We start from the raw sequence: 23,686 nt of genomic DNA, 5'->3' as shown, positions 1-23,686 counted from the left end.
CCTTCTTGTGCGAGATCGTTTCTCTGTTCGGGAGTCTGTCGCGTCGCGACTAAGGGTGGAACCCCTCGGCCCGGAGGTGGTTCCGAGAAAAAATTTCTGGAACTTTCAGACCTGGGCCACAATTTATCGGTGCGCGAGCGAAAGTCGCTTCCCGGCAAGGCTGCAGACAAGCAGCTAGGAAAATTTACCTAAGAGCCTTGTCAGGTGAGGGCAGCTCTGCTATGATTTTATCCATGGTGCTGATTTGCGCCAACAACCCGCCAGCCGGCGGGTTTTTTTGTGGCTCCTCACCTTGGGGGCTTCGCCAGTTGGCGAGGCGACGGGACAGCATCCTCCTGTGGCGTGCCAGCCATATCCCCCGCAAGAAGGGGATCGATGGTCCCCCTTGCGGGCGAGATGTCCGGCAGGACAGGCGGGGCGGGAACTCGACCTTTTTAGTTGAATCCAATCTGCGGAAGCTCTGCATGCCACGCTACGCCACCATCATCACCGGCGACGACGGCGCCGAAATCGTCAGCGCCATCGGCGAGTTCGCATCGTTCGGCGAGCCGCCCCGCACAAGCCGCGTCGAGGCAGTCGCGCCGGGTGTGCGCATCGGCATGGTGCGCGGCGGTCCGGTCGACGCGATCGCCGGCTTCGGCTTTCCGCGCCAGGGTCTCGATCCGTCGGCCATGAGAGCCGCCGCGGCGAAGCTGAAACGAACGGAGCCGTTTTCCGGACAGGTCGATCAGCCCTCCGCGCCGAAGGCCGCCCGCGCCAAGCCGCGCAAGAAGCCGGCGCGCAAGCCCGCCAAGTGGCGTGCCGTTCGTTCCGCCGGAACGCCGGAAGCCGATGCAGCCGTCAATGGCTGACTGCGCAGGCAAGGCGCGGCGCGCCGGCGCCCGAACCGCTGGAGCGAAGGCTGAGCCGGCCGCCGCGCCGATAGCCAGGCGCTCGAAAAAGACGCTGGGCGACGATTTCGCCGCGGCGCTGCGCGCTGATTTCCGCGCCCATGGCGCCGGCGTCATCGCCGCGGTCAGGGCGGAAAAGCCCGACCAGTATCTGAAGGTCGTGCTGACGATGCTGCCCAAAGAGTTCTCGCAGGGTCTCGATGCGAACCAAAACAGTCTGGGCCAGTTGAGCGATGAGGAGATCCGCAGCCGCATCCGCTGCCTCGAAGCGAGGCTGCGGCCGTTCCTCGATGATAGCGACCTATTTGGCGCTGCTCGAGGAGATGGACCGACGCCGTCAACGTAACCTTCTTGCTGCCTACAGGCCATACGAAAGGCAGTCCGAGTTCCACGCGGCGGGGGCAAAAAACCGCGAGCGCCTGTTCATGGCCGGTAACCAGCTCGGCAAGACCAGGGCAGGGGGCGCCGAATGGGCCATGCACCTCACCGGCCGCTATCCGGACTGGTGGAGGGGCAAGGTGTTCGACACGCCCGTCCGGCTCTGGGCCGCCGGCGTCACCGGCGAGGGCACGCGCGACAATCCGCAGCGTGTGCTGGTCGGCCCGCCGCAGCGACAGGCGGAATGGGGCACCGGCATGATCCCGGCCGACGCCATTGCCGAAACGACGATGGGCCGCGGCGCCCCTGGAGCGCTGGACAGCGTCGTCGTGCGCTGGGGCGGTGGCGGTGATGTGCAGGCGGGCGAAAGCGTGCTCTCCTTCAAGTCCTACGAAAAAGGCCGCGAGAAATGGCAGGGCGAGACGCTGCACGGTGTCTGGTTCGACGAGGAGCCGCCGCTGGACATTTATTCCGAGGGTCTGACCCGCACCAATGCGACGGGCGGGATAACCATCGTGACTTTCACACCGCTGCTCGGGATGTCGGATGTGGTGCTGCGGTTTTTGTCGGCGGAGGCGGTTCAGGGCTTGGGTTCCTCGCCCCCGCAAGGCGGGGTGGCCGCGAAGCGGCCGGAGAGGGGGTCTTCGTAGGGCGACAAGCTTACGAGTAGCTTTCCGCTCTTGCATCGACAGCCGGCGCTGCCCCCGCTCCGTCGCAGCTTCCGCCGCGCCACCTCTCCCCACGTTCGTGGGGCGAGGAATTGGAGCCAAAAAATACGGATGAAATCCGATCAGGGATATTTGCTGCCCGCAAGCTGCCTAGCGCGAGCCTTAGGGTCGGTCGCTTTCCGGGTTAGCGGTTGGCACCATATCCTTTCGTCACGAGTAATTGGATTGTACCAGACATTGCATACTTTGTTCGGTGTGTCCGGGATACAAACTTTGCGTTGGAACCCCCTGAACTCGTGCATCCCGCAGGTCTGCTTGCTCGTGTCATAGGGCACGTTCGACTGGCAGGCTGAGGCGCTCGCGGCAATGGCACGACGATTGCAATGCGGATCATGTATCTCCCCCGTTTCATCAGGAACTTCGCATTGATGAACAGTATTATCAACGACAATAGTTGGTTGGGGCAGATAATTACGACGAGACTAATATGTCCCGACACGTGACCTTCATGACCATCGAAGATGCCGGGCACTATTCGCCCGAGCAGCGCGCGGAAATTATCGCCGCCTATCGGACATCGTGTTCGAGGTGCTGGTGCGGCGCTTCAGGCCCGCACCAGAAGAATGAGCGGCGCGGAATGGGAGCCGTGCCGATCAGTCCCGAGCATTGGCGACACCGGCCGGCAAGAATTCTGCCAATCGCGATGAACCAATTCGCGTGGCCATGCGACGCATCGGTGCAAATGAACACCCGTGTATCCATGGAGATTTTCGATGCCTGCAATCCTTCGCAATGCACTTCTTGCCGCCCTGGCCGTATCCGCCCTGGGTGGATCCGCGATGGCCGGCCAGCAGATCTACGAATGCGACAACACGCCGACCAACAAGCTGTGGGCTGGCCGCTGCTGCGGGGTCGGCGACGCGAATTGCCTCGGTGGTGAAAGCCATGGCCATGACCGGGGGAATCCCGGCCGGGGCAACAATGGCGGAGGCGACAACGGCAGGGGCGATAAAGGGCCCAAGTGAAGCTGGCGCTCAGCCCGAGGCTCGCCGGTTTGCCCGACCGGCGAGCAATCGGCAGATTCGGCGCCGTGGCTCGTTTTCCCCCGTCGACCTTTCCCGGCGCCTTTTTCCAGCCGCTTGAGCCGCTGGAAGAAGCAGGCCACAATCCCCACTTATGGAGAAATCCAAAGGAGGTTTGACATGGCTTCTTCCGAACGCGCGGTCCTTGCCGGCGGCTGCTTCTGGGGCATGCAGGATCTGATCCGCCGCTTGCCCGGCGTGATCTCCACCCGTGTCGGCTACAGCGGCGGCGACGTGCCGAACGCAACCTACCGCAATCACGGCACCCATGCCGAGGCGATCGAGATCGTCTTCGATCCGACCAAGACCAGTTTCCGCACGCTGCTCGAGTTCTTCTTCCAGATCCACGATCCGACGACCAGGAACCGTCAGGGCAACGATGTCGGCATGAGCTACCGCTCGGCGATCTTCTATACCAGCGACGAGCAGAAGCGGGTGGCCGAAGACACCATCGCCGATGTCGACGCCTCGGGTCTCTGGCCGGGCAAGGTCGTCACCGAGCTCGCCCCGGCCGGTGCCTTCTGGCAGGCCGAACCCGAACATCAGGATTATCTGGAGCGCTACCCCAACGGCTACACCTGCCATTTCGTTCGGCCGGGCTGGAAGCTTCCCGTCCGCGAAAAGGCCGCCGCATCATAAAAATAGGGCTGCGCAGCCCTTCATTCAGGATCACGCCCGCCGTGCCGAAAGGCATGGCGGGCTTTTTGCGTTCCGGGCGCAAGCCCGCATCTCGCCGGCATGCTCCGGCTGGAATTGTGGCCTTACCCCTTGGCCCGGCGGTTTTCGTTTTCGTGGCTGCCGATCCAGTGGGCTCGGATGCGGTCGCTGGCTTCAAGGTAAGCCATGTCGATGAGATAGGTCAGAAGCTTTTCGCCGTCGGCCTCAGCCTTCTGGCGAAGCTCGCGCAAGATGCCCTGCGCAAACTGCAGGTTTTCCATTTTGCTCGGCTGGTCCATCGGTGCCCCCAATGTCTACGTGGAAGTTTGGCTGACTATACTTGTACGAAGGTTGTCGGCTCGCTCGCGGCCAGGCTGCGCCCGGTTGCACCTGCGCTCGATCAATGAAGCTGTTGCACATCGCGCGAAAATGTCGATATTTTACGCCCCCAATCGGATGGCGAATATGCATGAAGACGAGGGCAGCACTCCCGACAAGCTGCAAGCCATGCTTGACGTGATTGCCAGGAGCGAGCCCGCGAGCGGGAGCGGACAGGCCGATCTCGGCAGGCTGCAGGCCGATGCCGCCAAGGCCGCCAACGTGCTGATCGAATTCTACGGCGACGCTGCCCTCGAGCGAGCCAAGCTTATCGAGCGCCGCTCGCCCCACTCGCATTTCGCGCGCATGGTGACGGCCGAGATCGGCAGGCGCGGCAGGCTTCCGCCCAGAAGCTAGCCCGGAACCCGGCCGAGAAACCGACAAAGATCGCCTCAGGACGATTTGCGCCTCCTCGATCTCTCGCCAAGCCTTTGCAGGATCTCTTCCTGGATGTTGTCCAGCAGGTAGGAAAGCATGTCGTCCCCGATCGACTGCGCGAGTTCCCTGGCCTGCTCGACATGGTCGTGGATTTCGCGCAGCGAGTGATCCTCGCCCGCGGCATCCTGCGTCAGGTCGATGAACCAGCCCGGATAGAGCGCTGCCTCGCCCATGTCATCGACATAGCACTGGCCGACGGCAAGGATCTTGCGCAGCCCCATCTTTTCCGAGCGGACCTTGTAGACCTCGCGGAAACCTGACCTGCGCTCGATCGCCTTGCGGATCGCCAGCCGAACCCGCGGCCGATCGTCCCGCTCTATGCTTTGCATGCACCGCTCCAGCGGCGCGCCGTGCGAGAACTCCTCGAGCGTCAGGTCGAAATAAGCGGACAGATTCGCGTCCCCATAGACGCGGTCGCGCTTGATGTCCCAGGTCCAAAACCCGTCGATCGGTGGATACCGCATATGCAGGTTGCGGCTGCGTTGAGGCGCCAGTGTCATGAAAACCGCCCCGTTCGGTTTCAGGATTCGCCAGTACTATGTCTTAAAATCAAAAAGAAACAAAGGTGAGTTTTGTGTACAAGGCAAGAAAATGATTGGGCCTGCCGCTTGCTTCCATGGCTACGCCGCATAGTTGGCATCATCCAGGAAATACGGTTGGTGAAAAATTTTCTCTGGCCGAAACAATTTTCATTTCCGTGTCGCAAATGAAGCCGGTGCTTCACGCGGGAAGGAAGCTTTCGAACTAGAAACAACATCAAAAGTTGTATTCTCCCGGACGCAACGCCTGGGGCTGGACATACTGTCCATCTTGTAAGGCCGGCGCGGCAATGCTGGTGTTGCCTGAGCCGCGCCGGCCGAAGCGGCCTCCAAAAGGTTTTTCGCCGCGCCGGGGATGCTAGCGGCCGCTGCCGCGCCGGCAAACCGACCGTTGGTTGAAAATGCCCGACTTCCAGAAGAAGACAAGGCCCTCGCGGTCAGCGTCCGGTCGTTCAGGGGCATAGACGCCGGCTCGCTGGACCGATGCGTCCTTGCTCTGCGACTTAAGCCTTACTGCCATTCAGCATTTAGGCTGATTTGCGATACGGCTCGCGCACGGCCTCCGGCTCGGCATCATCGGCCGCCGACTCAGCGACGGTCCGGTCATGCTCGAATTGGCTCGCCTCGGGCAGAGGATGCAACCACTGCTCGCGGCGGCCGATCCACAATTCGTAGCTGGGCTCAAGCCCTTCGGTCGGTACGACATCCAGGCTGCCGATCATCACCTCGGCCTCGTCCTCGCGAACCGACGGCAAGCGGCTGCCGCAGGTTGGACAGAAGCTTCGCCCGCCATAAGTGCTGGTGATACCCGCGCTTTCGAATGCCTGGCGCGGCCATATGGCAAAGGCCTGATACGCCGATCCGCTGGTCTTGCGGCAGTCCTTGCAATGGCAAAGTCCCACCCTCAGCGGCTCGCCGGTCACCCGGAACTGCACACCGCCGCACAGGCAGCTGCCGCTACGCATGACATCGTTGAACATGGCCGTTCCTCCTGCAGCCGGGACATTGGTGTCACCATCCGGTACAATTCGCATGCCGCCTCAACTGTTCCACAGCGCGGTCGGAACGTCGCTCAACCGGGGAAGTCGAAGACCGGTTCCTCGCAGCGGTAGACGCGGCATGGACCGTCACGGGTCGGAACCGCGACCGACATCGGGACTTCCGGCCAGTCGCACTCATTGCCGAATTGGCGCACGAAACGATCATAAGTGTTGGGCCCGGTGGTCAGCACCGCAGCATGCCGGCGCTGGATCAGCGCCTGCGTCTCGCCACAGGTCATGGCGCGTGTGTCGGGCCGCGCATCGGCGGCGCCCGCGGTCCATAATATCGTGCCGGCAACAAGGGCGGTCGTCAGGCTTTTCATCGAAGCGCCAGCTTTCAGTGATGGCTTTTGCAGTACGAATATGGCTCGCCGCCGGAACACCGCAAGGCTTTTGAACAGCAAAACGACGCCGATGAGGATGTCTGCGCAACCGGCCTTGTCGCGGTCGGACGGACGACGAAGCGACCGTCAGCGCGACGTCGGTAAGAACCCGGTCAGGCATTCTGGCCTCCCGATCCGCCGCATTCAAGGCAGACCACACTGTGTCCCGGACAGCTCAGCCGGTGCGTTCCTTCCGGGCAGCAATGGCCGTTGGAGGCGACCCAGCGGTCGCAAATGAAAATTTTCCTGGCGCCATGGCAGCGCCGGCATTCCGCCGAGGGCATCAGATTCTCGTTTGGCGAGACGCGATGCTCCGCTTCAACGACCGCGTTCATCCATTTAGTCCCCAACGACTGGATTGTCGGTCCTGTTTTTCTCAAGACATTACATTAGCCATCCGAGATATAAAAGCCCCGGGCGGATGACGAAAGTTTCATCCCTCGACCCTTTCCCTTTGCGCTGCCGTTGCTAAAGCTCGTCCGGCAAAGGGCGCCCGAGCAGATTCCGTCGGGCGCGGGCAGGCAACGGGATTTCCTGCAATGACATGGACCGGTGCGGGAGCGCTTTTCATCCTGGTAGCCACTTATGCCGGCGTTGCCGTCGGCCGTATTCCGGGCTTCAGGCTGGATCGCGCCGGCATCGCGCTGCTCGGTGGCGCCGCCATGATCGCGATCGGCGCGATCGGCATGGAGGATGCCTACCGCGCCATCAATTTCGACACGATCACGCTTTTGCTCGGCATGATGATCGTGGTCGCGCATCTGAAAGTGTCGGGCGCGTTCCGGGCGCTCGGCGGCTTCGCTATTGAGCATGCGCACGCGCCCTTCATGCTGCTCGTCATGGTGACGCTTCTGACCGGAGTGCTTTCGGCCTTTCTGGTCAATGACGCGATCTGCCTGGTGATGGCGCCGATCGTCGTCCACGTCACCCGCGTCATCCGGCGCAACCCGGTTCCCTACCTGATCGCCACCTGCACGGCCTCCAACTGCGGCAGCGTCGCCACCATCACCGGCAACCCGCAGAACATGGTCATCGGCGCGCTCTCGGGCATTTCCTATCCGGCCTTCACGGCGGCGCTCGCGCCGGTGGCGCTGTTCGGCCTTGTCGCCGTCATCGTCATTGTCCGCATCGTCTACCGCGGCGAATTCTCTCGCCCCGCCGAGCTCAGCCCCGAGGTCTATCGCGGCCGCATGCTGCCGGGACAGGTGCTGAAGGCGACCATCGTCTGCGTGGTGCTGGCGTTCGCCTTCTTCGCTGGCGTGCCCGTCGCCAAGGCGGCGCTCATTGCCGGCGCTTTCCTGCTCGTCACCCGCGCGATCAAGCCGCACCGCATCTACCGCGAGATCGACGGCCCGCTGCTCTTCATGTTCGCCGGACTGTTCGTGGTCGTGGCGGGCGCGGAGCGCACGCTGCTCACCCCCGACATGATCGCCGCGGCGAAGAATATGGGTCTCGACGATGTTTGGCGGCTCTCCGGCTTCACCGCGGTGCTTTCCAACGTCATGAGCAATGTGCCGGCGGTGCTGGCGTTGAGGCCGTTCATCCCGGGCCTCGAAAACCCCCACCGCGCGTGGCTGGTCGTGGCGATGAGCTCGACGCTCGCCGGCAATTTCACGCTGCTCGGCTCGGTCGCCAACCTCATCGTGGCTGAGCAGGCAAGAGCGGCGGGCAAGGAGCTGTCTTTCGCAGCTTTCTTCAAGGTCGGTTTGCCGCTGACGCTGTTGACGCTGGTCTTCGGCACGGCGTGGCTGGCGCTCACTTCGTAGCCGTTGGACGCCTTTACGTTGGGTGCGATCGCGTCGGCGTAGGCGATTAAGCCGGAAAACGCCAAGCAGCTGGCGGGGAGAATAGGGCAAGGTTCTGCTGTGAGTGCGACAATGCCCCATGGAGCCTTGTTTTTGTTTTCAGGCCCGGTTAAGCCGCCGCGCAACCAACCGAAGGACGACATAAAGTGAGCGAACCGACCGTGGCCGAAGCGACCGAAAGCATCTATGCCTCGATCCGCGCGGACAACGCCGACATCGATGCGCATATCGCGACGCTCAAGGCGGCGATGGCGCGGGAAGGGCTGAAACAGGCGGTGTTCGAGCCGGCCAAGCTGGCGCACAACAACCGCGCGGGCCGCAAGCTGATGCAGGCCTATTTCCGCCAGCGCGGCGTGACCGTGACGTTTTCGAGCTAGGGGCCGCGCGCCGACCGGGCGCCGCTGTTGCGACGAGGCTCCGCAAGAGGCCTTTTTGGGGCGTCGCGGCACCGCGCGGCTGCCTAAGGGCAATCGCATATGGCGCGCCCGATGTGATTGGCTGCCGAGTTGGCTTCGCTCATGTCGGGTACGCGGCCGACCCTTGCCTGTTCAGGTCAATCGCACGCCGCCACGGTCTTCAGCGTCTGGGCGCGCGCAGGTCCGGGCAAATTCCCGATCCTTCGAACGGCGGCGTAGAACCTTGGATAGTCGCCGGAGCACAAGTCGAACAGGCGAAGAAACGCCGGAACCTGTTCGCCATAGACGGCAGTCGCGGCGAGCTTTGCGTTGTTGATCGGGCTATCGAACCAGGCGTCATAGCCCCGGTATCCGGCCCAGCGCGTATCGCGCATGCGCCGGTAGCGCATCCGCAGCCTGTCGATCGTGGCTGCTTTGGCGGCGGCCATCTGCTGTGGGCCACGCGGACTTCCATAGACTTGGCGCAACTCGTCCCGGGTTTTCGCTATCAGTCCGAGAAAATCGGCGTTGCGCTTGCGATTGGCTTCGTAGCGGCGCAATCCCGCGCGATTGCCTGTGGCGCGGAGCCATTTCCTGACGCCGGTGGTTTCGACCGAGACCGCGAAAGCCTCGTTGAACGCGGAGTCGCCGTTCACATAGATTTTCTGATGCGCCAGCTCATGGAAGATCAGGCTTGCGAGATAGGTGTCGTCCTGGCGCAGCATGGTGCTGAGCAGCGGATCGCTGAACCATCCGAGCGTGGAATATGCGGTGACGCCCGAGACGTAGACGTCCAGCCCCTGCCGCTGCAGTTCGGCAGCGCTCTCTGCCGCCGATTTCCGGGAAAAGTAACCCCGGTACGGAACGCAGCCGAAGACCGGAAAGCACCATGTTACGGGCGTGAGCGAGAATTGCGGCGCGGCAAAAACCGCCAAGGTCACAGCGTCCCGGCCGATGTCGACATAGCTGCGGTAGCTGCTGTTTTCGGGCAGCGCCAGTTCATCCGTGGCAAAGCGGCGTATGGCGCTCGCCGACGTCAGCTTGACGCGCAATGCCTCCGGCGTTGCGGGGTCGCGGATCAGCTTGCCGACATTCTTGCGCGCCGCCATGATCTCAACATGGCCCTCCAGCGACTGCGCGTAATAGGAAATGCTGGTGCACCCGGCCACGCCGGCCGCCAGGACCGCCGCGGCAAGCAATCGAAAAACGCGCCTCACAGCCTGCCCACCGCCTGTTCATCTCCCCGTGAAGCAAGTGTCCCCATTTGACCGCGAGTCTCAAACAGGCCCGCCGATCTTCGTCAAGACCTGGTGGGACGTCACGGGTCGGACTTTGGCAGGATCGGCAACGCCTCAGAGCTGACATCGGTGCTGACCAGGTCCATGCCGCTCACGAGATGCAACGCATCAATCGTCGGCGGCATTCAAGCTTGGAGCACGATGCAGGTATCGAGTCCTGATGCGAAGATGCCAGCCCTTGGCCTCGCCACGACGACAGATAGGGCGTATATTTGAAGACCGCTGGCTCGGACCTGACACGCCGGCGAATTGAGAGCGGGAGACGTCGCTTCAACTAGGGCGCACTTCCAACTCGGGGGGTGTTCCACGCGCTCTCATCATTGCCCGCCGCGTCCGGCTTCTGCGCGCGATCGCGGTCGCTATTCGCATTTACTCACTGAAGGAGAACTGAGCTTTTCACTGGAGGAGAAGTGATCATGCATTACCTTCCCAGACGTGAATTCATGGTTCGAGGAGGGGCAACCCTCGTGGCGCTGGCGTCCTTTCAATCGCGGATTGCCTATGCTTTTCCAACCCGGGCCGGCGAGGAAGTCATCAAATGGCTCGATCAGTTGCCGCCAAACCCGGTTCCGCAAGTCATCAAAAATCAGTTGGTGTGGGAGGATCTCGATTCCTGGGTGACGCCCAACGACAAGTTCTTCTCAATCGCGCATTTCGACCGGCCGGTCATCGACGAAAGCACGTGGAAGCTCGAAATTGGCGGGTCCGTCAAAAAGCCGACTGCCCTGACGCTCGCCGACATCAAGGCTCGACCACGCCAGGAAGTCACGTTCACGGTCGAATGTTCGGGCAATACTGGCCTCCCGTTCTTCAATGGCGGGATTGGCAATGCTCGCTGGGCGGGCACGCCGCTCGCCCCGATCCTTATGGAGGTCGGCGTCCTCGACAGTGGCATCGAGATTGTCTTCTGGGGCGCCGATAAAGGTGAAATCAAGCGAGCCGACGACGTCAAGTTTACGCAGAACTTTGCGCGCAGCATGTCGCTCGCCGACGCCTTGGACCCCAAAAACATGCTTTGCTACGAGATGAACGGCACTGCCTTGCCTGCCGATAACGGGTTCCCGCTGCGGCTGATAGCGCCGGGCTGGTACGGGATCGCGAACGTGAAATGGCTCAAGCGCATCGAAGTCAGGGACCAACGCTTCGTGAACCAGTTCATGGGACGCGATTATGTCACGCTGCGCGAGGAGGAGCACAACGGAGAGACGGTATGGATGGAAACCTCTGTCGGGAGGGCGCGCCTGAAGTCTGCGCCGGCCCGGGTCACTCATATCGGCAATGATTACCGGATCGTCGGGGCGGCCTGGGGCGCGCCGATCGAGCGGGTCGAGGTGAAGATCGATGACGGCCCATGGATGCCGGCGACCATCGATGAAACCGAAAAGGCGGACTTCGCTTGGAAGATATGGTCCGTCGACTGGCCCAAGCCCTCCGCCGGGGAGCACACAGTCACCTCGCGCGCCGTTAGCACTGGAGGGCAGGTCCAACCGGCAATGGACGATCCCGTCATCGCCAAGAAGCACACCTACTGGGAAAGCAACGGTCAGGTGACGCGACGCATCGCCATTCACTGACCGGCGGAAGCCTATCAAACCTCTGACATCGATGTGACCCCATGCTTTTGGCATGGGGTCATGACGTCGATCGGGCCGGCTGTGACGGTGGCGACCCACGCGGGAGAACGCCTCTGCCGGCGGGTTGAGCCGCCTTATGGCATCATCCTGGCCTGATGGGCGCTCATCGGAGGCATGTTCAGGTTGAGATGGGCCATGATCCAGACCGAGCCGATCACGACCAGCGCGACGATCAGCACGCCGAAGGCGAGCGCGAGCACGTTGTTGGTGTTGTCGGGCCCGGTGGTCAGGTGCAGGAAGAAGACCAGATGCACGCCCATCTGCGCGATCGCCAGCACCACCAGGGCCGAGATCACCGCCGGCTGGTAGATCAAGCCGGTCTGCGCGGCGAGGAAAGAGGCGATGGTCAGCAGGATCGCCAGGCCGAAGCCAAGCAGGTAGCCGGACAGCCCTCCCGCCAGTTCGTGCTCGGTGATGCGCTCCTCGCCCGGCGCCGAATCGCGGCGGTCGAGTTCCTCGTCGGTCCGGCTGTCGATGTCGCTCATGGCGACGCTCCCAAGAGATAGACCAGGGTGAAGATGGCGACCCAGATAATGTCGAGCGCGTGCCAGAACAGGCCGAAGCAGTGGAGCCGGCGCAGTATTTCCGGCCGGAAGCCCTTCACCCAGAGCTGCGCCATCATGGTCCCGAGCCAGAGCAGGCCGAGCCCGACATGGGTACCGTGGCAGCCGACAAGGGCGAAGAAGGCTGACAGGAAGGCGCTGCGCGAAGGGCCTGCCTGCTCGCTCGCCATCACCGCGAATTCCTGCACCTCGAGGAACAGGAAGGCGGCACCGAGCAGGCCGGTGACCAGAAGCCAGAACTGCGTGGCGGCCATCGACCGGCGATGCGTCGCGAGCGTCGCCAGCCCGCCGGTGAAGCTCGATGTGAGCAGCAGCCCCGTTTGCGCCGCAACGCGCGGCAGCTCGAACAGCTCCTTGCCGGATGGCCCGCCGGCGGTCGCCGTCGACAGGACCGCATAAGCGGCGAAGAAAGCCGAGAACATGATGATGTCGGACAGGAGGAAGATCCAGAAGCCGTAGGCCACCGTGACGAACTTCGAGGCCGGGCCGCCCTGGCCGTGGCCGGTCGCCGAGAGCAGGCCATGGCCGTGTCCCGCATGGCCGTGACCCCCATGACCGTGTCCCCCATGGCCATGCCCGCCGGACCGTCCAACCCGGTAGGGATCGCGCGCCGCGCTGCCGGCCGCTATGTCGCTCATGCCACGCGCTCCCGTCTGCGCAGCCAGGCAAGCTGTGCGGCCCTGCCGTCGCGGTCGATGCGCTCGACTTCCTCCGCGGAGACCTCGTAGTCGCCGTGCTCTCGCCAGGCGAAGACGACGAAAGTGATATAGGCGCCGATGAAGCCGACGATCGCCAGCCACCAGATGTGCCAGATCAGGGCGAAGCCGATCAGCGTGCTGAAGAAGGCGGTGACGAAGCCGGTCGGGCTGTTGCGCGGCATTTCGATCGGCTCATAGCTTTCGTCCTCGCCGGGCCTTTGCTCCTCCATCGCCCGCTGCTTGATGGTCCAGTAGGGTTCCTCGTTCTCGACATGCGGCAGCCGCGCGTAGTTGAAGAAGGGCGGCGGGGAGGATGTCGACCATTCCAGCGAGCGGCCGTCCCAAGGGTCGCCCGTTTCGTCGCGCAATTCGTCGCGATGCCTGATCGAGACGACGAGCTGCGCGACCTGGCAGGCGGCGCCGACGATCATCACCGCAATGCCGAAGGCCGCCACGACCAGCCACGGCGTCCACAGGTCCATGTCGATATGCTGGAGACGGCGGGTCATGCCGAGCAGGCCGACGATATAGAGCGGCACGAAGACCAGCACGTAGCCGGCAAGGGTGAACCAGAACGCGGCCTTGCCCCAGCCCTCGTGCAGCCGGAAGCCGAAGGCTTTCGGGAACCAGTAGGTGAAGCCGGCGAAGGCGGCGAACAGCACGCCCGAGATGATCACATTGTGAAAATGCGCCACCAGGAAGAGCGAATTGTGCAGCATGAAGTCGGCCGGCGGAACGGCGAGCAGCACGCCGGTCATGCCGCCGATGATGAAGGTGGTGACGAAGCCCAGCGCCCACAGCATCGGCGTGTCGAAGCGCACGCGCCCGCCATACATCGTGAAGAGCCAGTTGTAGATCTTGACCCCGGTGCCGACCGCGATGACCGAGGTGGCTATGCCGAAGGCGGCATTGACGTCGGCCCCGGCGCCCATGGTGAAGAAGTGGTGCAGCCAGACCATGAAGGAGACGATGCAGATGAACAGCGTCGCCGCGACCATCGACCGGTAGCCGAACAGCGGCTTCGATGAGAAGGTCGAGAAGATCTCGGAATAGATGCCGAAGGCGGGCAGCACCAGGATGTAGACCTCCGGATGGCCCCACGCCCAGATCAGGTTCATGAACATCATCTGGTTGCCGCCGGCTTCGTTGGTGAAGAAATGGAAGCCGAGGTAGCGGTCGAGCGTCAGCATGGCGAGCGTGGCGGTGAGGATCGGGAAGGCCGCGACGATCAGCAGGTTGGAGGCGAGCGATGTCCAGCAGAACATCGGCATGCGCAGATAGCCCATGCCCGGCGCGCGCATCTTGAGGATGGTGGTCGCCAGGTTGACGCCGGTGAGCAGCGTGCCGACGCCGGAGATCTGGATCGACCAGAGATAATAGTCGACGCCGACGCCCGGCGAGTAGGTCGTCTCCGAAAGCGGCGCATAGGGCAGCCAGCCGGTGCGGGCGAACTCGCCGACGACGAGCGAGATGTTGACCAGGAGCGCGCCGGTCGCCGTCAGCCAGAAACTCACCGAATTCAGCGTCGGAAAGGCGACGTCGCGGATGCCGAGCTGCAGCGGCACGACGAAGTTCATCAGCCCGATGACGAAGGGCATCGCGGCGAAGAAGATCATGATCGTGCCGTGGGCCGAAAAGACCTGGTCGTAATGCTCGGGCGGCAGGTAGCCTGGCCCGTGGATGGCGAGCACCTGCTGCGTGCGCATCATCACCGCATCGACGAAGCCGCGCAGCAGCATCAGCGCCGCCAGAACGATATACATGACGCCGATGCGCTTGTGGTCGACCGAAGTTATCCATTCGTCCCAGAGATAGGGCCAGTATCCTTTCACCGTGACCCAGATCAGCACCGCGGCGGCCGCCAGGAAGACGACGAGCGCGGCGCCCAGCGGGATGGGCTGATCGAAGGGAATGGCAGACCAGTCGAGCTTGCCGAGCATCGTCATCCTCCCGCTTTCGGCTGCGGCTGTTGGGCAGGCGCCGGCGTCCCGGCCTTGGGCTGGGCCTTGGGGCTTACCTGCGGCTCGCCGGCGGCGGTTTCGGCGGGACCCGGACCGGGCGGCAGCGTCTGGCGCACGATCGCGTCGAACAGGCCGTCCTGCACGACGCCGAACGAGGCCGGCGGCACGTTGATGCTCTGCCTGGCAAGCTCGCCATAGGCGCGGGCGTTGAGCACGCCGCCGGCGCCATGCAGCGAAGAGGCCCAGCGCGCAAACTCGTCGGGCGGGACCGCGCGCACGCGGAAATTCATGTCGGAGAAGCCATCGCCGCTGAAATGCGCCGACAGGCCGAGATAGTCGCCCTCGCGGTCGGCCTGCAGGTTGAGCTCGGTCTGCATGCCGTTCATGACATAGATCATGCTGCCGAGCTGCGGCACAAAGAAGGTGTTCATCACGCTGGCCGAGGTCAGCTTGAAACGAACGGGAACGCCGGCCGGGATGACCAGCTGGTTGACCGTTCCGACGCCCTGGTCGGGGTAGAGGAACAGCCATTTCCAGTCGAGCGCCACCACCTGGATGTCGAGCGGCGGCTGGCTGGAGGCGATCGGCCGGCGCGGGTCGAGATGGTAGGATCCGTAATAGATCAGCCCGCCGAGGAAGAGGATGGTGAGCGTCGGGATCGACCAGACGATCAGCTCGATGCGGCCCGAATAGGTGAATTCCGGCTCGTAGCGCGCGTTGCGGTTGGAGGCACGGAACATCCAGGCAAACAAAAGCAGCGCCACCAGCGTCGGAATGACGATGACCAGCATGACCGCCAGCGAGTTGAGCAGGATCGTGCGGTTGCCCGCGCCGATCGGGCCCTGCGGGTCGAGCACCCCGCCCGCGCAGCCGGAGAGCGTTGCGATCAGGCCTATCCAGAGCGGCGAGCGGCCTCGCCTCGGTCTAGGGAAGGAAAGCACTGGAACGGATCATGCTTGGCGCGAACGGATCGGCGGGACGTCTTGACTGTGGGCGGCGCGTCGTCGGCGCCGCTGGGCCGCGGCACGGCCGGAAACAGACTTCGCGGCCAGTCCGGCTGGGCCGTGATCCTTCAAAAGCTCGCGCCTGCGAGGGTCGCGTTCTGCAGCAGCTTTCATCTGAAGTCTCCCCGTGTGCAGAGGCACTTCCGCCATATACCGTACGACTGCTGAACACGGCTGCCAACCCAAGCAGTTGCCGCCTGTTCCGCAAAGGCGGTGTTTTGCCCGATGGCTGGACGGGCCGCGGAAGACATAGGGCGCGGCTCCAGCCTGACCAGACGCCGTCTCGGCATGCTCGCGCTCGCCGATCGCCCGCCAGGATGGTGACAAGGCGCGCGGCGCGTGCATTGTACTGCGCAGGGAATTGCAGCCGCCTGCGGAGGAAGCCTTGTCCGAGATTGCAACCATCCTTTCCATCCTTGGCGTTTTCTTGCTGGGGGCGATGAGCCCGGGGCCGAGCTTCGTCGTCGTCTCGCGCATCGCGGTCGCCGGCGAGCGCAGTGACGGCCTAGCAGCGGCGATCGGCATGGGCATCGGCGGCTTCATCTTCGCCATCATCGCGGTCGCGGGCCTGACCGCGCTGCTCGTCCAGGTCGCCTGGCTGGACATTTTCCTGCGCGTCGCCGGCGGCGCCTATCTGTTGTGGATCGGCATCAAGATCTGGCGCGGCGCCAATCAGCCGATCGAGATCGCGAACGATGCCTCGGCGCGCGCCGGCTCGTTCTGGCGGGCGCTGCGGCGCGCGCTTCTGGTCCAGCTCGCCAATCCGAAGACGGCGATCTTCTACGCCTCGATGTTCGCGGCCATGCTGCCGGCCTCGCCGCCGCTCTGGATGCTCTTGGTCCTGCCGCCGCTGCTCTTCCTCAACGAATTCGTCTGGTACGCGGTCGTCGCCTTCGCCTTTTCCTCCAGCCGGCCGCGCGCGGCCTATCTCGGCACCAAGCACTGGATCGACCGCGCCGCCGGCGCCGTGGTCGGCGCGCTCGGGATCAAGCTGATGTGGGAAGGCATGGCCGCCGCGCGGCGGGGTTTTGCCGGGTGAGGTGAGGTCGAGGCCCGAGCGGGCAGGCAACATCTCTCGCCGAGATCGTGAAACCTTCTGATTTTTGAGCCGTTGTCGGCTGATGTCTGAAGCAAAGCTCAAGCCAAGATCGGCCGACGGCGCCCAGCCGCGCGGTGCCGGGAAGTCGCGCCCCGCAAAGACGGGCGCAGCGAAGGCACCCCCGGGCAAGACGCGGCCGGAAAAGTCGCCGCCGGAAAGCTTGCATCCGGAAAGACCCCGCGAAGAGAAGTCGCAACCGAAGCAATCGCCCGAGCACGAGGAGCCGGCCGAAGCGACGCCGGAGGCCGTCGGCGAACCGGCGCCGCCGCCGCCGGAATCCGTCGAGCCCGGTCCGAAGCTGACGCCCGAGGAGGCCGAGCAGGCGCGCAGGAAGTACCTGTTTAGGCGGTTCTGGATCAGCGGGCGCGGCTACTGGGGCCGGAATGGCGACAAGCTCGCATGGCCGTTTACGATTGGGCTGCTGGTGCTGATCTGCGTCAATGTCGGCTTCCAGTATGGCATCAATGTCTGGAACCGCGCCTTCTTCGACGCCATCGAGCAGCGCAATGTCCACACCGTCTATATGCTGAGCGCCGTCTTCGTGCCGCTGGTTGCCGGAAGCGCCAGCCTCGTCGTCGTTCAGGTCTACCTGCGTATGACGATCCAGCGCCGCTGGCGCTCCTGGCTCACCACATCTGTCATCGCGCGCTGGCTGGCCAGCGGCCGCTACTATCAGCTCAACCTCGTCGCCGGCGACCACTCGAACCCCGAAGCCCGTCTCACCGAAGATCTGCGCATCGCCACCGAGTCCCCCGTCGATTTCATCTCCGGCGTTCTCAACGCCTTCCTGGCGGCCTCGACCTTCATCGTCGTGCTGTGGACCATCGGCGGCGCGCTCACCTTGCCGCTCGGCCGCGAGAGCATCACCATCCCCGGCTTCCTCGTCGTCACCGCGGTCATCTATGCCGCCATCACCTCGACCTCGATGGTGGTCATCGGCCGCCATTTCGTGCAGCTTTCGGAGCGCAAGAACCAGGCGGAAGCCGAATTCCGCTACACGCTGACACGCGTGCGCGAAAACGGCGAAAGCATCGCGCTGCTCGGCGGCGAGGCGGAGGAGCGCAGCGGCATCGACAGGAATTTCGGCCATGTGCTGAGGCAATGGGCGCTGCTGACCGGACAGCACATGCGCACCGCGATTGTCTCGCAAGGGTCGATGCTGTTCGCGCCGGTGGTGCCGGTGCTGCTCTGCGCGCCGAAATTCCTCGAAGGCTCGATGTCGCTCGGCCAGGTCATGCAGGCGGCCTCCGCCTTTGCCATCGTGCAAGGCGCGTTCGGCTGGCTGGTCGACAATTATCCGCGCCTGGCCGATTGGAACGCCTCGGCGCGCCGCGTCGCTTCGCTGATGATGTCGCTCGACGGGCTGGAGCGCGCCGAAGAGAGCGAGTCCTTTGGGCGCATCCGGCGCGGCGAGACGCAAAACGGCGCCATGCTCAGCCTGGACGATCTCTCCGTCACCCTCAACGACGGCACCGGCGTGGTCAAGGAGACGAAGGTCGAGATCAACCCGGGCGAGCGGGTGCTGGTCGCGGGCGAATCCGGCACCGGCAAGTCGACGCTGGTGCGGGCCGTCGCGGGCCTGTGGCCCTGGGGCGGCGGCAGCGTCAATTTCCATGCCGGCAAGCGGCTGTTCATGTTGCCGCAACGCCCCTACATCCCGACCGGCACGCTGCGGCGCGCGGTCGCCTATCCGGCCGCCGCCGACAACTGGACGGTGGACGAGATCGACGCCGCCCTCGACAAGGTCGGCCTCGGCTACCTGCGGGACAGGATCGAGGAAGAGGCGCCGTGGGACCAGACGCTCTCCGGTGGCGAAAAGCAGCGCCTCGCCTTCGCGCGCCTGCTGCTGCACGAGCCAGACATCGTCGTGCTGGACGAGGCGACCTCGGCGCTGGACGAGAAGAGCCAGGACAAGATGATGCAGACGGTGGTCCAGGCATTGCCGAAGGTCACCGTCATCAGCGTCGCCCACCGCGCCGAGCTGGAAGCCTTCCACAGCCGCAAGATCACGCTGGAGCGGCGCGAGGGCGGCGCGAAGCTGGTCAGCGATGTGGAGCTGGCGCCGCGCAAGGGCAAGCGCAACGTGTTCGCGCGGGCGCTGTGGGGGAGCGGGGCGAGAGGCGGGCAGGCGCGCTGAGGGCGGCATTATGGGCGGGGCGGCAAGAGCGTCAGTTGTGGTGATCGCGCTTCGGCCGGATGGCAACCTTGACGTCACCAGAGGCCCCGGTCTGTAATCGCCGCAGGCCAGGGAGAGGCGACCCCCATGGAAAAGATCATCCTCGACTGCGATCCGGGGCACGACGATGCCATCGCCATCCTGCTTGCGGCCGGCAACCCGAACATCGACCTTCTCGGCATCACCACGGTTTCGGGCAACCACAATGTCGAGAACACCACGCGCAATGCGCTCTCCGTATGCACGGCCTACGGCATAAAGGTGCCGGTGGCGAAAGGCTCTCCCGGCCCGCTGATCATCGACCAGGTGCTGGCCGTCGAGATCCACGGCGAGACCGGGCTCGATGGCCCGGAGCTGCCGCCCGCCTCGTTCGAGCTCGACAAGCGCCATGCCGTCGACTTCATCATCGAGACGGTCATGGCGCATGAGCCGAAAACCGTCACGCTGGTGCCGGTCGGGCCCTACACCAACATCGCTCTAGCCGTGCGCAAGGAGCCGCGCATCGTCGAGCGGGTGAAGCGGGTCGTCGCGATGGGCGGAAGTTTCACGCGCGGCAACATCACGCCCGCGGCCGAGTTCAACGTCTATGCCGACCCGGAGGCCGCAGACGTGGTGTTCCGCGCCGCTTGGGACGTCACCATGGTGGGGCTCGACCTCACGCACCAGGCCTTGGCCACCCCCGACCTGCAGGACAGGGTGCGCGCCGTCGGCGGGCCGATCGCCAAATTCATTCTCGATATCTGGGAGTTCATCGCGACCACGCATGGCGGCCTGCTGCAGATAGCCCATCCCGCCGTCCATGACGCCTGCTGCGTGGCGGCGATGATCGATGCAGGCGTCTTCACCACCGAGAAGGCCGATATCCGCGTCGAGCTTGCCGGACGGTGGACCAAGGGCATGACGGTCTGCAATTTCGAGAAGCTGGGCGGCATGCGCCATTTCGGCGGCACGGCGAGCGAGCAGGTCGATTTCCGCCATACCGTGGCGATGAAGCTCGACCATGCGAAATTCTGCGACCTGATCGTCGATGCGCTCGAGCGCCTCACCAGTCAAAAGGCGTGAGGCGCTCCAGGGGCAAGGCCTAGCCGGCCCTCACAGCAGGAACGATTGCCTGTCGCGCAATGTGGCGCTGATGGCGGCGATGCCGGTCTCGATCTCGCGCTTGTTGGCCAGGATCGCATCGCCGGCCGCACCCTCGACCATCGATCGCAACAGGTCGGCCTGGCCGACCAGCACCGCGTCCTTGTCGGCCAGCGCGACGAGCGTTGCGGCTTCGAGCCGGTAGCGCGGGCGCCTTGCCGCCCTGGGCGACTCTCAAGCCTCCAGGCCCGCGCACGCCAGGAAGTGGGGGAGAATTGGCCCGGCGAAGGCGAGACGGCCATTTCGACGAGAGCCCGGCGTCGGCATCAGCAACCGGCGCTGGCACGGTGGTGTCCTTGTTCTGTTGCATTTTAGTTGAAACTAATTTGAAAGTTACCCGTTAGCACCGCGTAGGCGAGCTCAAACTTGCCCTGCTGTCGACAGCTAAGTTGAAAGGAGAAGTCCTAAGCCTTTTTCAGTGCTTGGCGTTGCCGAGACCGCTTTTCTATCATTCGTCTTTCGAGCGGCCTCCAGCCGCGCCGGTCACCGCCGAGGCCGATGCCTGGCAAGGCGAGAAGTCGCCATCGCTCGGCACGCGTTCGCGCGACGAAGGCTTCGCAGACCGCTGTCGAGCGGAACGCTCGATGAGGAGCCACACAAGGTTGGCCTTGGAACAAAGGTCTGGCCATGAAAAAATACCTAGCAGCCGCGCTGGCGATCGCCATCCCGATCGGGCCTGCCTCGGCGCTTGACGTCGGCGTGGGCGGCAAAGTCGGCGGCATCGGCGTGGGCGCCGGATTGGGCGCCGGTTCGCAAGGCGTGTCGGCGGGCGTGGGCGCCAGTGCCGACGGTGTCGGCGGCGCAAACGTCGGCGCATCGACCGGCGGCGGATCGCTCGGCGTCAATGCCGGCGGCAATCTGGGCAGCACCAGCACAGGCGTGTCGACAAGCGTGGGCGCCGCCGCCGCGGGCGACGATCCTTCCGCCGTCAGCGGATCGGCTGCCTCTGCGCAGAACCCGGCCGCGGTGCCGACAGCCCCTGCTTTGGCCAAAAGCGCGACGCAGACCATTGTGCTGCCTCCAGTGCTGAGGCCCTCCAGATCCGCCGGCGGCGACCTCTGGCGGGTCACCAAAGGCTATCGCATCGCGCCGCTGTCACCTCCGAAGGCGATACCCGGCACGCCGGCCGCCGTAGTGCGCGCCTGTCGCGCCGCGATCGCGGCGGCCGCCAAGCCCCTCGGCGCCGTGCGTGTTTACACGGTCAGCGCCGGCCCCTTGCGTCAACGCCGAAGCGGGCTCAACGCGCCGATCGAGGTGCGCATAGACTATGACGGGCGAGGCGGCATCGAAGTGAGGCAGGCGAAAGTCGGCTGTCGCCTAAATGCGAAGGGCGCGGTCACCGCGGTGATTTAGGGCAAAGGCAGAACGGCCGTTGCCATCCTTCCTGCCGGTTGCAACCTCGGCGGTTTGGCAATTCCTCGCCCCCACAAGGTGGACGGGAGAGGTGGCTCGGCGCAGCCGAGACGGAGCGGGGGAGCGCCATATCCGATAACCCTGCCGACCGCAGGCGCGGACCTCGGCCGGCTGCAGACAAGGCGCCCGCGCTTCGGCTAGAGTTCCGCCGGGCGCAAAAAAATCATCGAAGGGGAGCATCGCGATGAACGAAGTCAGGCCGATCGCCGAGATCGCCAGCTATCACGCCCATATCTACTACGGCGGGGAAGCCGAGCGGCAGCATGCCGAATGGCTGCGCCAGCGCATCGCAGAGCGTTTCCGCGTGCGCCTGGGCAATTGGCGCGACGAGCCGGTCGGCCCGCACCAGCAAGCCATGTACCAGGTCTCCTTCGCCACCGAGATCTTTGCCACGCTGGTTCCCTGGCTGATGCTGAACCATGGCGGCCTGAGCATCCTCATCCATCCCAACACCACCAACCCCAAGCGCGACCACCTTATCGACCCGATTTGGATCGGCCAGGCGCTGCCGGTGAAGGGCGACGTGCTTGGCGAAGAGGACGAGGCGGAAGAGGCGCTGGAGGTGAATACCGAGCCGACGCTGGGGGTGTGAGGGGGGCGCGGCGATCTCGTCACGATGGCGTGAGAGGCGGCTGGCCGGCGGAGTTGTCGATTGACTGACCAATCGCGGTGTGGCGAATTCGCGCCGATGGTTCCCTTCGGGGATCAAAAGGGAACGCGGTGCGGAGAAATCCAAAGCCGTGGCTGCCCCCGCAACTGTAAGCGGCATGCCGGTTTCACGATGCCACTGGCTGCATGGGCCGGGAAGGCGAAAGCGGCGGGAATCCGCGAGCCAGGAGACCTGCCATCATGGACGTCAAAGCAGAACATCGGACGGGTGATCCGGTGTGCGCGCCTGGCCGGAGGGCGGGGCGAGTTCCCTGCGATGACAGGCAACGTCAAAGGCAGAATCATGCTGACCCAACTATCGAAAATGCTGAACAAAACCGCGCCGGACCTGAAGGCCAGGCTGATTACAATCTACGGGGCGCTCGCCATTCTCAACGTCGGGGCGTGGCTGTGGGCTTTCGTCGCCTTCCACGACAAGCCGACATTGCTTGGCGTCGCTCTCGTCATTTATGGCCTCGGCTTGCGCCATGCCGTCGATGCCGACCACATAGCGGCCATCGACAATGTCACGCGCAAGCTGATGCAGAACGGCAAACGGCCGGTCTCCGTCGGCTTCTTTTTCGCACTCGGCCATTCGACGATCGTCGTCATCGTCGCTGCGGCTATCGCGGCGGCAACGTCCCTGCTCGGCCGCTTCCAGAGCTTTCAGGAGATTGGCGGCACGATCAGTACCGGCGTTTCCGCACTCTTCCTGCTCGCCATCGCGGCGATGAACATCGTCATCTTGTTCTCGATCTACAGAAGCTATCGGCGGGTGCGGGCCGGTGAGGCGTTTGTCGAGGAGGACCTGGACCTGCTGCTCAACAATCGCGGCTTCCTGGCCCGCGTCTTCCGCCCGATGTTCCGGCTGGTGTCGCAGAGCTGGCACATGTTCCCACTTGGTTTCCTCTTCGGCCTTGGCTTCGACACCGCGACCGAAGTCGCCATGTTCGGCGTGTCCGCGGGCACAAGCGGCCAAGGGCGTGCCGTTCGAAGCCATTCTGGTCTTCCCGGTGCTTTTCGCGGCCGGTATGTCACTGGTCGACACGACCGATGGAGTGATGATGCTCGGCGCCTATGAGTGGGCCTTCGTCAAGCCGATCCGCAAACTGTACTACAACATCACGATCACCCTGGTGTCGGTCCTTGTCGCAGTACTGATCGGCGGCATCGAGGCGCTCGGCCTGATCGGTGACAAGCTCGGTCTGTCGGGTGGCTTCTGGAACGGCGTCGGCAGGCTCAACGACAATTTCAACAATCTGGGCTTCGCCATTATCGGCATCTTCATCGCCGCCTGGGCGATCTCCTACCTCGTCTACAAGGCCAAGGGGCTGGACGATGTGGAGATCGGATCCGCAGCAAAGAATTCATAAGCCGCCGGCGGCGGCTGGCTGCAGCA

The 23,686-nt window shown here is 64.1% G+C and carries 26 protein-coding genes and 1 riboswitch; of the genes, 16 read left to right on the top strand and 10 right to left on the bottom strand.

Going from position 1 to position 23,686, the window contains the following annotated elements:
• Positions 1 to 464 precede the first annotated feature (464 nt).
• The 5 genes from P9217_RS00595 (at position 465) to msrA (ending at position 3,657) form a co-directional block, all read left to right on the top strand.
• On the top strand, positions 465 to 851 hold the full coding sequence (locus P9217_RS00595) for a hypothetical protein (protein WP_095824488.1): 387 nt from the start codon (positions 465 to 467) through the stop codon (positions 849 to 851).
• Positions 844 to 1,236 (top strand): hypothetical protein, encoded by a 393-nt coding sequence (locus P9217_RS00590; RefSeq protein ID WP_095824487.1) that lies wholly within the window; start codon positions 844 to 846, stop codon positions 1,234 to 1,236. Before P9217_RS00595 ends, P9217_RS00590 begins: the two co-directional genes overlap by 8 nt.
• Before the next feature lie 79 nt (positions 1,237 to 1,315).
• Complete coding sequence (locus tag P9217_RS00585; protein ID WP_245433326.1) at positions 1,316 to 1,918, top strand: terminase family protein; 603 nt, start codon at positions 1,316 to 1,318, stop codon at positions 1,916 to 1,918.
• A 791-nt stretch (positions 1,919 to 2,709) separates the two neighbouring features.
• Positions 2,710 to 2,961, top strand: a complete 252-nt coding sequence (locus tag P9217_RS00580) for a hypothetical protein (protein ID WP_067325169.1) — start codon at positions 2,710 to 2,712, stop codon at positions 2,959 to 2,961.
• A 177-nt stretch (positions 2,962 to 3,138) separates the two neighbouring features.
• Positions 3,139 to 3,657 (top strand): peptide-methionine (S)-S-oxide reductase MsrA, encoded by a 519-nt coding sequence (gene msrA, locus P9217_RS00575; protein ID WP_067325167.1) that lies wholly within the window; start codon positions 3,139 to 3,141, stop codon positions 3,655 to 3,657.
• Between the two features lie 122 nt (positions 3,658 to 3,779).
• On the opposite strand, the gene P9217_RS00570 is transcribed toward msrA, so the two are convergent.
• A complete protein-coding gene (locus P9217_RS00570) occupies positions 3,780 to 3,974 on the bottom strand; it encodes a hypothetical protein (RefSeq protein WP_095778310.1) in 195 nt (64 codons plus the stop codon).
• A 166-nt stretch (positions 3,975 to 4,140) separates the two neighbouring features.
• Between P9217_RS00570 and P9217_RS00565 the strand changes: the two genes are divergently transcribed.
• Positions 4,141 to 4,410 carry a hypothetical protein gene (locus P9217_RS00565; RefSeq protein WP_127241096.1) on the top strand — a complete coding sequence of 90 codons (270 nt, stop codon included), beginning with the start codon at positions 4,141 to 4,143 and terminating at the stop codon, positions 4,408 to 4,410.
• Between the two features lie 35 nt (positions 4,411 to 4,445).
• On the opposite strand, the gene P9217_RS00560 is transcribed toward P9217_RS00565, so the two are convergent.
• The 3 genes from P9217_RS00560 to P9217_RS00550 all read right to left on the bottom strand — a co-directional run bounded on the left by P9217_RS00560 (position 4,446) and on the right by P9217_RS00550 (position 6,393).
• Positions 4,446 to 4,991: a hypothetical protein gene (locus tag P9217_RS00560; RefSeq protein ID WP_278086867.1), complete on the bottom strand. Its 546-nt coding sequence runs from the start codon at positions 4,989 to 4,991 to the stop codon at positions 4,446 to 4,448.
• Between the two features lie 566 nt (positions 4,992 to 5,557).
• Positions 5,558 to 6,010, bottom strand: a complete 453-nt coding sequence (locus P9217_RS00555) for a GFA family protein (protein ID WP_127324322.1) — start codon at positions 6,008 to 6,010, stop codon at positions 5,558 to 5,560.
• Between the two features lie 92 nt (positions 6,011 to 6,102).
• On the bottom strand, positions 6,103 to 6,393 hold the full coding sequence (locus P9217_RS00550) for a hypothetical protein (RefSeq protein WP_095784117.1): 291 nt from the start codon (positions 6,391 to 6,393) through the stop codon (positions 6,103 to 6,105).
• Positions 6,394 to 6,992: 599 nt separating this feature from the next.
• Between P9217_RS00550 and P9217_RS00545 the strand changes: the two genes are divergently transcribed.
• A complete protein-coding gene (locus tag P9217_RS00545) occupies positions 6,993 to 8,219 on the top strand; it encodes an anion transporter (RefSeq protein WP_067325157.1) in 1,227 nt (408 codons plus the stop codon).
• Between the two features lie 185 nt (positions 8,220 to 8,404).
• The gene (locus tag P9217_RS00540) at positions 8,405 to 8,635 is read left to right on the top strand and encodes a hypothetical protein (RefSeq protein ID WP_067325155.1); all 231 of its coding nucleotides are present in this window, start codon (positions 8,405 to 8,407) and stop codon (positions 8,633 to 8,635) included.
• Positions 8,636 to 8,811: 176 nt separating this feature from the next.
• Here P9217_RS00540 and P9217_RS00535 read toward each other — a convergent pair whose 3' ends face one another.
• The gene (locus P9217_RS00535) at positions 8,812 to 9,870 is read right to left on the bottom strand and encodes an aminopeptidase (protein ID WP_067325154.1); all 1,059 of its coding nucleotides are present in this window, start codon (positions 9,868 to 9,870) and stop codon (positions 8,812 to 8,814) included.
• Between the two features lie 497 nt (positions 9,871 to 10,367).
• On the opposite strand from P9217_RS00535, the gene P9217_RS00530 reads away from it, so the two are divergent.
• Entirely contained in the window at positions 10,368 to 11,525 is a 1,158-nt protein-coding gene (locus tag P9217_RS00530; protein WP_278086868.1) for a sulfite oxidase, read from the top strand.
• Between the two features lie 134 nt (positions 11,526 to 11,659).
• Here P9217_RS00530 and cyoD read toward each other — a convergent pair whose 3' ends face one another.
• From cyoD to cyoA, 4 genes are read right to left on the bottom strand one after another with little or no spacing between them, the layout of a single operon-like run.
• Complete coding sequence (gene cyoD / locus P9217_RS00525) at positions 11,660 to 12,070, bottom strand: cytochrome o ubiquinol oxidase subunit IV (RefSeq protein ID WP_066997081.1); 411 nt, start codon at positions 12,068 to 12,070, stop codon at positions 11,660 to 11,662.
• On the bottom strand, positions 12,067 to 12,786 hold the full coding sequence (locus P9217_RS00520; RefSeq protein ID WP_278086869.1) for a cytochrome (ubi)quinol oxidase subunit III: 720 nt from the start codon (positions 12,784 to 12,786) through the stop codon (positions 12,067 to 12,069). Before P9217_RS00520 ends, cyoD begins: the two co-directional genes overlap by 4 nt.
• Positions 12,783 to 14,786, bottom strand: coding sequence for a cytochrome o ubiquinol oxidase subunit I (gene cyoB / locus P9217_RS00515; protein WP_170950379.1), 2,004 nt, complete (start codon positions 14,784 to 14,786; stop codon positions 12,783 to 12,785). Before cyoB ends, P9217_RS00520 begins: the two co-directional genes overlap by 4 nt.
• Before the next feature lie 2 nt (positions 14,787 to 14,788).
• Entirely contained in the window at positions 14,789 to 15,748 is a 960-nt protein-coding gene (gene cyoA, locus P9217_RS00510; protein WP_082953921.1) for a ubiquinol oxidase subunit II, read from the bottom strand.
• Positions 15,749 to 16,250: 502 nt separating this feature from the next.
• On the opposite strand from cyoA, the gene P9217_RS00505 reads away from it, so the two are divergent.
• The 3 genes from P9217_RS00505 to P9217_RS00495 all read left to right on the top strand — a co-directional run bounded on the left by P9217_RS00505 (position 16,251) and on the right by P9217_RS00495 (position 20,148).
• A complete protein-coding gene (locus P9217_RS00505) occupies positions 16,251 to 16,850 on the top strand; it encodes a LysE family transporter (protein WP_164763758.1) in 600 nt (199 codons plus the stop codon).
• Positions 16,851 to 16,932: 82 nt separating this feature from the next.
• Positions 16,933 to 19,047: an ATP-binding cassette domain-containing protein gene (locus P9217_RS00500; RefSeq protein ID WP_278086870.1), complete on the top strand. Its 2,115-nt coding sequence runs from the start codon at positions 16,933 to 16,935 to the stop codon at positions 19,045 to 19,047.
• Positions 19,048 to 19,173: 126 nt separating this feature from the next.
• Positions 19,174 to 20,148 carry a nucleoside hydrolase gene (locus tag P9217_RS00495; protein WP_127325682.1) on the top strand — a complete coding sequence of 325 codons (975 nt, stop codon included), beginning with the start codon at positions 19,174 to 19,176 and terminating at the stop codon, positions 20,146 to 20,148.
• Positions 20,149 to 20,178: 30 nt separating this feature from the next.
• On the opposite strand, the gene P9217_RS00490 is transcribed toward P9217_RS00495, so the two are convergent.
• A complete protein-coding gene (locus P9217_RS00490; protein ID WP_156752689.1) occupies positions 20,179 to 20,322 on the bottom strand; it encodes a hypothetical protein in 144 nt (47 codons plus the stop codon).
• Positions 20,323 to 20,853: 531 nt separating this feature from the next.
• Here P9217_RS00490 and P9217_RS00485 point away from each other — a divergent pair.
• From P9217_RS00485 to P9217_RS00470, 4 genes are all read left to right on the top strand, one after another.
• A complete protein-coding gene (locus P9217_RS00485; RefSeq protein ID WP_278086871.1) occupies positions 20,854 to 21,579 on the top strand; it encodes a hypothetical protein in 726 nt (241 codons plus the stop codon).
• A gap of 244 nt (positions 21,580 to 21,823) precedes the next feature.
• Positions 21,824 to 22,231, top strand: coding sequence for a DOPA 4,5-dioxygenase family protein (locus P9217_RS00480; RefSeq protein ID WP_278086872.1), 408 nt, complete (start codon positions 21,824 to 21,826; stop codon positions 22,229 to 22,231).
• Between the two features lie 80 nt (positions 22,232 to 22,311).
• Positions 22,312 to 22,503: riboswitch (cobalamin riboswitch) on the top strand.
• 88 nt (positions 22,504 to 22,591) lie between these two features.
• On the top strand, positions 22,592 to 23,368 hold the full coding sequence (locus tag P9217_RS00475; RefSeq protein ID WP_278086873.1) for a hypothetical protein: 777 nt from the start codon (positions 22,592 to 22,594) through the stop codon (positions 23,366 to 23,368).
• Complete coding sequence (locus P9217_RS00470; protein WP_347404339.1) at positions 23,271 to 23,660, top strand: hypothetical protein; 390 nt, start codon at positions 23,271 to 23,273, stop codon at positions 23,658 to 23,660. The genes P9217_RS00475 and P9217_RS00470 overlap by 98 nt, the downstream gene beginning before the upstream one ends.
• The last annotated feature ends 26 nt before the right edge of the window (positions 23,661 to 23,686 follow it).

Source organism: Mesorhizobium sp. WSM4989 (assembly GCF_029625795.1).
GTDB lineage: Bacteria > Pseudomonadota > Alphaproteobacteria > Rhizobiales > Rhizobiaceae > Mesorhizobium.
The sequence above is the reverse complement of the archived record's forward strand: the minus strand, read 5'-3'. Positions and strand labels throughout refer to the sequence as shown.

Excerpts from the sequence above, each read along its gene's own strand:
- P9217_RS00595 (WP_095824488.1), top strand. The coding sequence starts at position 465 with ATGCCACGCTACGCCACCATCATCACCGGCGACGACGGCGCCGAAATC.
- P9217_RS00590 (WP_095824487.1), top strand. The coding sequence starts at position 844 with ATGGCTGACTGCGCAGGCAAGGCGCGGCGCGCCGGCGCCCGAACCGCT.
- P9217_RS00585 (WP_245433326.1), top strand. The coding sequence starts at position 1,316 with ATGGCCGGTAACCAGCTCGGCAAGACCAGGGCAGGGGGCGCCGAATGG.
- P9217_RS00580 (WP_067325169.1), top strand. The coding sequence starts at position 2,710 with ATGCCTGCAATCCTTCGCAATGCACTTCTTGCCGCCCTGGCCGTATCC.
- msrA (WP_067325167.1), top strand. The coding sequence starts at position 3,139 with ATGGCTTCTTCCGAACGCGCGGTCCTTGCCGGCGGCTGCTTCTGGGGC.
- P9217_RS00570 (WP_095778310.1), bottom strand. The coding sequence starts at position 3,974 with ATGGACCAGCCGAGCAAAATGGAAAACCTGCAGTTTGCGCAGGGCATC.
- P9217_RS00565 (WP_127241096.1), top strand. The coding sequence starts at position 4,141 with ATGCATGAAGACGAGGGCAGCACTCCCGACAAGCTGCAAGCCATGCTT.
- P9217_RS00560 (WP_278086867.1), bottom strand. The coding sequence starts at position 4,991 with ATGACACTGGCGCCTCAACGCAGCCGCAACCTGCATATGCGGTATCCA.
- P9217_RS00555 (WP_127324322.1), bottom strand. The coding sequence starts at position 6,010 with ATGTTCAACGATGTCATGCGTAGCGGCAGCTGCCTGTGCGGCGGTGTG.
- P9217_RS00550 (WP_095784117.1), bottom strand. The coding sequence starts at position 6,393 with ATGAAAAGCCTGACGACCGCCCTTGTTGCCGGCACGATATTATGGACC.
- P9217_RS00545 (WP_067325157.1), top strand. The coding sequence starts at position 6,993 with ATGACATGGACCGGTGCGGGAGCGCTTTTCATCCTGGTAGCCACTTAT.
- P9217_RS00530 (WP_278086868.1), top strand. The coding sequence starts at position 10,368 with ATGCATTACCTTCCCAGACGTGAATTCATGGTTCGAGGAGGGGCAACC.
- cyoD (WP_066997081.1), bottom strand. The coding sequence starts at position 12,070 with ATGAGCGACATCGACAGCCGGACCGACGAGGAACTCGACCGCCGCGAT.
- P9217_RS00520 (WP_278086869.1), bottom strand. The coding sequence starts at position 12,786 with ATGAGCGACATAGCGGCCGGCAGCGCGGCGCGCGATCCCTACCGGGTT.
- cyoB (WP_170950379.1), bottom strand. The coding sequence starts at position 14,786 with ATGCTCGGCAAGCTCGACTGGTCTGCCATTCCCTTCGATCAGCCCATC.
- P9217_RS00505 (WP_164763758.1), top strand. The coding sequence starts at position 16,251 with ATGAGCCCGGGGCCGAGCTTCGTCGTCGTCTCGCGCATCGCGGTCGCC.
- P9217_RS00500 (WP_278086870.1), top strand. The coding sequence starts at position 16,933 with ATGTCTGAAGCAAAGCTCAAGCCAAGATCGGCCGACGGCGCCCAGCCG.
- P9217_RS00495 (WP_127325682.1), top strand. The coding sequence starts at position 19,174 with ATGGAAAAGATCATCCTCGACTGCGATCCGGGGCACGACGATGCCATC.
- P9217_RS00485 (WP_278086871.1), top strand. The coding sequence starts at position 20,854 with ATGAAAAAATACCTAGCAGCCGCGCTGGCGATCGCCATCCCGATCGGG.
- P9217_RS00480 (WP_278086872.1), top strand. The coding sequence starts at position 21,824 with ATGAACGAAGTCAGGCCGATCGCCGAGATCGCCAGCTATCACGCCCAT.
- P9217_RS00475 (WP_278086873.1), top strand. The coding sequence starts at position 22,592 with ATGCTGACCCAACTATCGAAAATGCTGAACAAAACCGCGCCGGACCTG.